Raw genomic sequence first — 9357 nt, forward strand, 5'->3', positions numbered from 1 at the left:
TGCGAGGCAATTTATGTTAGAGGGAAAGCGAGAAAGAAGTTACCCGCGCTGCTTAAAAGTGAGTAAGAATGGTTATCCTGTCGCAAAAAGGAAAAATGCCGCTCACCTTAAGTGAACGGCATTACCGCAAGGTGGCTTTTTTTTATCTAAAATCCGAGAGTAATTATGAGCACTAAATTCACTACGATTAAATTATCTGGCTCATTAGCCAATAAATTCGGCCGAGAACACAAGCGGTTGCTCGAAAAGGGCACTACATCAGAAGCCTTTAGTGCTATAAAAAATACTCTTCAAGGCTTTGAGTTGTTTATTAAAAAACAGGCGAAGTTAGGTTTGCGTTATGCGATATTTCGAAATGGTAAAAATACTGGCCAAGATGAATTTGATTTAAGTGGCACAAATGAAATCCGTATTGTTCCTGTTGTTGGAGGCAGCAAACGTGGCGGTATTCTGCAAACAATATTAGGTGCAGTGCTTATTGTTGTTGGTTATCTCGTCCCTGCGGTTGCCGCTTACACTATCCCAGCTGGTATTGGCATGATCGCTGGTGGCGTAGTGCAAATGCTCAGTCCTCAGGCTAAAGGATTGAAAGGGCGAGAGGCTAGTGACAATGCTCCTAGTTATGCCTTTGGTGGTGCCGTTAATACTACCGCAGCGGGTAACCCTGTTGGTATTGGTTATGGTAAGCGCCGGATTGGTGGCGCCATTATTAGTGCAGGTATTTATGCTGAAGACATTGCAGTTTCAAAGCGCTCAGTGCAAAACAGCGGTGGCAGTGGCGGAAGTAACGGACAACAGGAGCCGTAAATAATATGGGCATACCAGCAACAACAGAACGTCCATTGACTATTAATGGCGCAAAAGGCGGGGATTCTCAAGCACAAACCCCTATCGAGTCACCTGACGATTTACGCTCAATAGCCAAAGCCAAAATATTATTAGCAATAGGTGAAGGTGAGTTTGACGGACAGTTATCTGGTCAAAATGTCTTTTTGGACGGTACGCCATTACTTGATTCCAATGGTGCAGAAAACTTTCCTGGGGTTATTTGGGATTTTAGACCAGGCTCTGTACAGCAAAGTTATATTCCTGGTCTACCTTCGCTAGAAAATGAAACGTCTGTTGGTATTGAGCTTAAATCGACCCAACCCTATACCCGAGCCATTTCGAATTCACTACTATCTGCAGTTCGTATTCGGCTTCGCTGGCCAGCTCTGCAACAACAGCTAGATAATGGGGATGTCACTGGTTATCGTATTGCTTATGCAATTGATTTATCAACAGATGGAAGGGAGTATGAAACGCTATTAAACACATCCGTAAATGGTAAAACTACACAAGCATACGAACGCAGCCATCGTGTTGATTTGCCTGTAGGCAATAATTGGCAAATCCGTATACGCAGATTAACCGCAAATCAAAACAATAATCGTGTAGCCGATACAATGCAAATTGCAGCGATTACAGATGTCATAGACCGTAAATTTAAATACCCTAATACGGCACTTTTATACGTTGAGTTTGATGCCAGTCAATTTCAAAATATTCCTGTGATTTCGTGTGAACCTTTTATGCGCAAAATAAAGGTACCAACTAATTACGATCCTTTAACACGTGTTTACTCCGGTGTGTGGGACGGTTCATTTAAGGTTGCATGGTCTGATAATCCAGCTTGGGTAAGTTATGACATTATTCTTGATGATCGTTTTGGTACAGGCCGAAGAATTAGTGCTGCGCTGGTCGATAAGTGGGAATTATACAATATAGCTCAATACTGTGATCAGTTAGTGCCAGACGGAAAAGGTGGCACAGAGCCTCGTTATATCTGTAATATTTATATTCAACAAGCGACAGAAGCCTGGCAGGTATTGCGCGACTTGGCATCAATTTACCGCGGCATGACCTACTGGTCGAATGGGCAAATGTATTCTGTTGCAGATATGCCAAGGGATGTAGATTTTACTTACAACAATTCAAATGTTATTGACGGCAAATTTAGTTATTCATCAAGTAGTGAAAAGGTAAAATATACTCGAGCATTGATCAGCTGGGATAATCCCGATAACGCATTTGAATCTGACGTGACATCAGTATCAGATCAATCACTTCAACGCCGCTATGGTGATAATGTTATTGAGTTGTCTGCTCTGGGCTGTACTCGTGAGTCAGAGGCTCAACGTCGCGGTAAATGGGCCATTTACTCTAACAATAATGATCGTGCAGTAAGCTTTAAAGTTGGTTTAGATGGCAGTATTCCCATTCCTGGCTTCGTAATTGGTGTTGCAGATCAGCTGATAGCCGGTAGTCGTATCGGTGGGCGAATATCAGCTGTCAACGGCAAAAAAATCACTTTAGATCAAGTCGGAAATATTGCTGTAAATGATAGATTGATTATCAATTTGCCCAGTGGAATAGCACAAGCTAGAAGTATCCAAGCGATAAATGGTCGAGAGATAACGGTTACGACTGCATATAGTGAGACACCGCGAACTCAATTACTGTGGTCTATAGAGTCTGACGAATTAAAACTACAACAATTTAGAGTGTTAAGAGTAGGTAAAGCAGAAAGCGACAGTATCGAGTACGAAATCACAGCTGTTGAACACAATCCGAGTAAATTCGCTTACATAGACACAGGTGCACGGTTAGAAGAAAGACCCATTAGTAAACTGCCCATCGGCGCCCAAGATGCCCCTGCAAGTGTGACAATATCTCAATCTATTTTTACTGAACAAACTATTTCAGTCACGACAATGAATATTCAGTGGGAATCGGCAAAAAATGCGATTTCTTATGAAGTAGAGTGGCGTAAGGATGATGGAGAATGGTTTACGTTACCAAAAGTAAACAACACTTCAGTTGATATTCGAGGTGTTTATACTGGGAAATATTTAGCAAGAGTGAGGGCGATAAATTCTGCTAATGTGAAGTCTATTGCTCGTGAATCTGCGCTAACATCAATAACAGGGAAAGATTCGAATCAACATGTTGTAGCTAATTTGTCCACAGCTCCCGGGCCATTTGGGATTATTGTCAACTGGGAGTTCCCTTTAGGATCCGATGACACATTATTCACAGAAATACAGACCGCTACTGATATAACTGGCAGTAACGCAAAAAAACTCGCGGATATTGCTTATCCAAATAACAGCTATCAAGTGACTAATCTTCCAAGAAGGACTGTCCTTTTTTTCAGAGCTTTATTAGTTGATAAAGCGGGTAATAAGGGAGAATGGACAAGCTGGGTTCGCGGAGAAGTGTCTGATGTTCAGAGTGATTATGATGCATTGTTTGGTGAAACATTTAAAGTATTTACTTGGTTTGCTTGGGCTGATGACAATCAAGGTAACGGTTTTACAATAGAAGAAGCTGAGGGTGAAGGGAAGAGTTATCTAGGGGTTGCGACCGAAATGAAAACGGCAACCGCTAGTGACAATTGGCAGGATTATACCTGGTCAAAAATACAAACAGTGATCCCAGAGCTGTTTAGCCCAGAGGAAGCCGCTAAGCTTGATAATTTAATGGCTGGTAAGGTTCCTGCTGGTGACAAGGATATGTTAGCGGCTCAAGATGCGCTAAATAATCCAGCTCTTGCTAATGACCTATTAACTTCATTAGCTTTGCTTAGCAATGGTATTGATGCTGCTAGCCTTAATGGTGAAACACCAGGCGGCGCCCAAAGTAAAGCAAATGCGGCTCAGTCTGCCGCCCAGGCTTATTCCCTGGCTAAAGCGAATTTAGCTGAAACCACAGCTAAGGCTTATGCTGATGGTGTTGTAAGTGATGAAGAAACGCGCGCGATTGCCGATGCCCAGGCTAAAGCTGATGCAGCTAAAGCCGCCGCCATTGCCGCCGCTGCTACTGATGCCAGCACAAAAGCGAATAATGCTAAAGCTGCCGCGCAAACGTATGCCTTAGCCAAAGCTAACTTAGCTGAAACCACCTCAAAGGCTTATGCAGATGGTGTTGTCAGTGACGAAGAAACGCGCGCGATTGCCGATGCCCAGGCTAAAGCTGATGCGGCTAAAACCGCCGCCATTGCTGCCGCCGCAACCGATGCCAGTACTAAAGCGAATGATGCTAAAGCTGCCGCGCAAACGTATGCCTTAGCCAAAGCTAACTTAGCTGAAATCACGGCAAAGGCTTATGCAGATGGTGTTGTCAGTGACGAAGAAACGCGCGCGATTGCCGACGCCCAGGCTAAAGCTGATGCTGCAGAAGTAAACGCTATTTCTGCCGCTGCTTTAGATGCTAGTACTAAAGCGAACGCTGCACAGTCAGCCGCCCAGGCTTATGCCCTGGCTAAAGCTAATCTGGCAGAAGTCACCGCCAAGGCCCATGCTGATGGAAAAGTCACTGCAGAAGAAACGCGCGCGATTGCCGATGCCCAGACTAAAGCTAATAATGCAAAAGACCAGGCTATTGCCGCCGCTGCCATCGATGCAACCTCTAAAGCAAATAATGCCATTTCTATTGCCGCTGCAGATGCCACAACTAAGTCAAACACTGCAAAGGCTCAGGCCGAAGCTAATTCCGCTTTAGATGCGTTAAACAAAGCAAATGCCGCAGTGGAAAACGCAAACGCAAATACAAGCCTAGTAGCTTCAAAAATTTTGAGTGCTGGCCAGCAACTTACTATCAATGGATCTGGTGTTTTAGGTGATAACACCAATTTTAGTGGTTTTACTTATGATGGCTCACAAAGCCCTAATGGTTTTTCAGGTTCATTCTATTTACAGTCAGGTACGACCACCCGTTTTTCAGATGAATACATGCAAGTTGAACCCTCACAAAAGCATATACAAAAAGTATGGGTAAAAGGCGGCTCTGAGGTTAGCCGCTATTATATTGGGATTGCTTGTTTTGATATAGACAAGAATATTATTGAGCCCAAGTACACTATGCATAATAAGCAATCGCTAAGTGAATTAGCGGTCGATTTAAAGCCCGGCGATACCACTATCACTTTTGTTGATGATATTGACGTTGATAGCTTTACCGCTTGGGGTTATGCAGCCCATAGGCGTAAATTAGTTTTTTGGAATTACACTAATAGCTATGGTTATACCTACCCGCCAGAAACTTACTCGCGAAGTGTATCAACACATGATTTGTGGACTGGGCCAGAGAGCCTAATCGGTAAGGTTATGACATTATCAGCACCTTGGACTGGCAGTTTATTTCCAGCCGGTACAAAATTAAGTCAAACGTCTGATGGTGCAAGTTACAAATATATTACTGCTGGTAATAAAGCTACCACGGAAGAATGGACTGAGAATGTAGGTACCTTTGGCGGCATTGATTTTAGTGGCAGCAATATATCAAGCCTATTACACCCAGGCACAGTTTATATAAAACACCTATTTTTGCTTAATAGAAATGCGTCAAGCCAGGCTGAAATATGGCTTTCTGGCTTATCACTCACGGCTGAATATGAAACATTATTAGGTGCCCAAGAAAAAGCCTATGCCGCGCAAATCGCTGCTGAATCTTATGCCCTAGCCAAAGCGAACTTAGCTGAAACCACGGCTAAAGCCTATGCAGACGGTGTTGTTAGTGATGAAGAAGCGCGCGCTATTGCTGATGCCCAGGCTAAAGCTGATGCAGCTAAATCCGCCGCAATTTCCGCCGCTGCCGCTGATGCAACAACCAAAGCGAACGCGGCACAGTCAGCCGCCCAAGCTTATGCCCTGGCTAAAGCTAATTTGGCAGAAGTGACGGCCAAGGCCCATGCTGATGGAAAAGTAACAGCAGAAGAAACCCGGGCCATTGCCGATGCCCAGGCTAAAGCTGATGCGGCTAAAACCGCTGCAATTACTGCCGCGGCCGCTGATGCAACAGCTAAAGCCAATAATGCTAAATCTCAAGCTATTAGTACGGCGGCCAGTGACGCCACCACAAAAGCTAATAATGCAAATGCTCAGGCAACGGCTTCCGCTTCTCTTGATGCATTAAATAAGGCTAACACTGCTAAAGCCGATGCCATTTCAATAGCCGCCGCCGATGCAACTAACAAAGCTGAAAGTGCCAAATCAGCAGCAATTAATTCTGCTTCTTTAGATGCAACTACTAAGGCTAATAATGCAAAAACAACAGCCGAAGCCTATGCCCTTGCTAAAGCAAACTTAGCTGAAACTACGGCTAAAGCGTATGCAGATGGAGTTGTCAGTGATGAAGAAGCGCGCGCCATAGCAGATGCCCAGGCTAAAGCTAATACTGCTCAAACAGCCGCTATTGCTGCCGCTGCTGCCGATGCGACCACTAAAGCCAACAATGCAAAATCTCAAGCCATCAGCGCGGCGGCCAGTGATGCCACAGCAAAATCCAATGATGCTAAGGCTCAAGCAACGGCTACCGCTGCTTTAGATGCGCTTAATAAGGCTAACTCAGCCGAGAGCGCCGCCATTTCCGCCGCTGCTATTGATGCCACCACAAAAGCTAACAATGCCAAATCAACTGCAGAAGCTAACGCTATTGCCCAAGCTACGATTAAAGCTAATGCTGCGGAAGCCGCTGCTATTGCAGCTTCTGCCCCAGCAAGTTTAGACCAGAAAGTCGTTACGCTTGGTGGTTTCAAAACCTATTACTACATTGTGATCCCACTATGCCGTGTCTTACAGTTATCAGACGGTACTGGCAACAGTCATATGTATACAACAGGCCGTATTATCTTTAAGAGAACTAGTGGTAATGGTCAGATGGTTGAGCTAACTGTAAATGCTCAAAGTGGTTATAGCCAAGCGTGGAATATCTTTGATTACACTGAAAGTTCTAACGTGGATGGTATTGACCCTGTTACCTTCTATAAAGGTGGTATTGAGTATTATGGTGTTGCCGTTAAGATTGCAGCGCAGTTTCAACGTAATTATTTTATCGGTAATCATTTCTCAAGTGATGTAGACAACAATGTTCTTAAACCTTTTGAATACTTTCGTGTAGACACAAATGAGGTTTTAGATGAAGAAATTAACACAACTATTTCAACATACATATCACCTAGGGCCACTAAGTCTAACTCACCTTACTTAGTTAATGGACAGAAGTTAGAAACTGAAATAGGAGCACAGGGAAGAGCTACTGCGGCCGAAACAGGCGCGGTTAATAGTGTGTCATTGGGTAACTTCACTGCCAGTGTTGGATTAATGTCTACCTTAATCGCTAATTCTGCCTTGTTTAATGAATTAAAATCAAAGCTTGGTAGCTTTGGCGGTTTGACAGCCGATACTATAGCAGCCCTAGCGATTGCGACTAATCATTTGCAAGCCGGTGCCATTACGACTGACAAGGTTGCGGCTAATGCGATTACTGCCCAGCAGATAGCAGCCCTGGCGATAGCAACTAACCATTTGCAAGCAAGTGCCATTACGACTGATAAGGTTGCAGCTAATGCGATTACTGCCCAGCAGATAGCATCCCTAGCAATTGCGACTAATCATTTGCAAGCAGGGTTAATTACGGCTGATAAAGTAGCTGCTTCAGCAATTGCAACGAACAATTTGCAAGCTGGTGCCATAACATCAGATAAGTTAACTGTAAATACAGCCCTTATTCAGAAGCTTATTTCCGACCAGGGTTTGTTTAATCAGTTACAAGCCCAACTTGGTATTTTTGGTGGCTTAGCGGCTAATAGCATTGCTGCAAAGGCTATTACTACAGATAAGCTTGATGTTAGAGCTAGAAACTTGCTGAATAACTTTAGTGCTACTGCTTCAAGTGTTGGTTGGTCTAATTTCCCTTTAGTAAGTCATAACCATAATGGACAAACAGTTATTGCCATGCAGGTAAAAGGGAGTGGTGATCTTATTGGCGTCAGTGATTTATTTGATATTGATAACACGAAGATTTATGAGCTTAATTTTACTATTCATCGTCAATCTGGTGGTAGTACGGGATCTCGGTATTTAGGTTTGTCACCAGATAACGGTACAGTGATTGATTATAACGCTAGCACCAGAGCCGTGAACAATCAAAGTTCAACTAATTTTTACTTTTGGAGCGGTAATATTGCTGATGGCGAGTATCGCCAAATGCGCGCTTATATTGTTGGCAGTGAAGTTGATATTAATTCAGTACCAGAAAGCCTTAACGTAAATAGTATTTGTAAGCTTAAACCTGGTTGCAAGAAAATATTAATCAGAGCACTTAATTATTACAATGCTGGGACAGTATCAGAAGATCGATGGATTAACCCATCAATTACTGAGATTGGCGGCGGTCAAATATCTGCAAATCAAATAGTTGCTAATTCAGGTTTGTTTAATATCTTAAAATCAAAGATCGCCCAATTTGGCGGGTTAACAGCTAATGAGTTGCAAGTTGATAATGCTCTAATCAATAAGCTTGTAAGCACATCGGCATTGTTTAACGAGTTAACGGCAAGATTAGCGGCGTTCGGCGGCTTAACAGCCAACTCGATAGCATCGAACGCGATTAACGGTAATCATATTTCAGCCGGTTCTAAAATTGAATCGCCCATTATAGAAGGGGGAGAGTTTAGATTAATTGGCGCTAACACTATGAAGATTGAAAGCGAGACCTCTTTTGGTCCTGATAGCTTAATAGAGTGGCGCGGGCCTAAGCTATTACTTAATGGCGTGCCTGATTGGGCTAACATCAGAAAGTCTAATGCAAGCCGATGGACGGACGCTAACGGTGATGAATATTTTGGTGGCAGCTTGAGCGCTGGGATACTTAGAACTGGTGTCACAAACCCTGATAAAAATGCTTATGCAGCCAATAGTTACCCAGTTGTTATTGGGCCTTTTGGCTCTGGTGGAAAGGCTAAAACAATTGTAGTTTCATTTGATTATGATGCTTCATGGACTGCGACTAGCAGTGCTAATGGTGCGGCCCCGGTACTTTCATGGCAATTACAACGGAAAATAGGTTCTGGTAGTTGGACTACCGTGTCAAGCGGTACGTTTACCGGCTCAATTAATAGTACCTATGAGTCAGAGATTAGCCGCTATTTAGTTAGTGAATTTTGTAATGGGTCATCAACGTTTACGGATACCAGTACATCAACTAGTGATTTTTCATATCAATTAAAAGTGATTAGTCAAACAAGATATAGCGCCACATCAAATGTTAACAACCAAAAAATAACCGTTATTTCAACTGAACAATAACCCACAAAAGGAGGCCATCATGGCTTTAACAGTACCTAGCATCGCTTTATCTTCAGGTTTAACACTTACAAACGCTTTTGTGGTTGTGGGTGAATTAAATATAAATAACCTGAACTCGGGATAAAAAATTGAACTAATCGCCCTCTTCGTGATCAGATCTTTCGACCAAGAAGGAACCAATCACGCAGAGGGCTTATGAATAATTTAGTGGATATATTTTGTGATGTCG

The 9357-nt window shown here is 43.3% G+C and carries 2 protein-coding genes; both read left to right on the forward strand.

Annotated features, from left to right (window positions below):
- Positions 1-165 precede the first annotated feature (165 nt).
- Entirely contained in the window at positions 166-807 is a 642-nt protein-coding gene (locus tag H5202_RS14660; protein WP_182772730.1) for a tail assembly protein, read from the forward strand.
- Between the two features lie 5 nt (positions 808-812).
- On the forward strand, positions 813-9128 hold the full coding sequence (locus H5202_RS14665; RefSeq protein WP_182772731.1) for a host specificity protein J: 8316 nt from the start codon (positions 813-815) through the stop codon (positions 9126-9128).
- The last annotated feature ends 229 nt before the right edge of the window (positions 9129-9357 follow it).

The sequence above is a fragment of the Shewanella sp. SG41-4 genome, from assembly GCF_014164505.1.
In the GTDB taxonomy this organism is placed as follows: Bacteria; Pseudomonadota; Gammaproteobacteria; order Enterobacterales; family Shewanellaceae; genus Shewanella.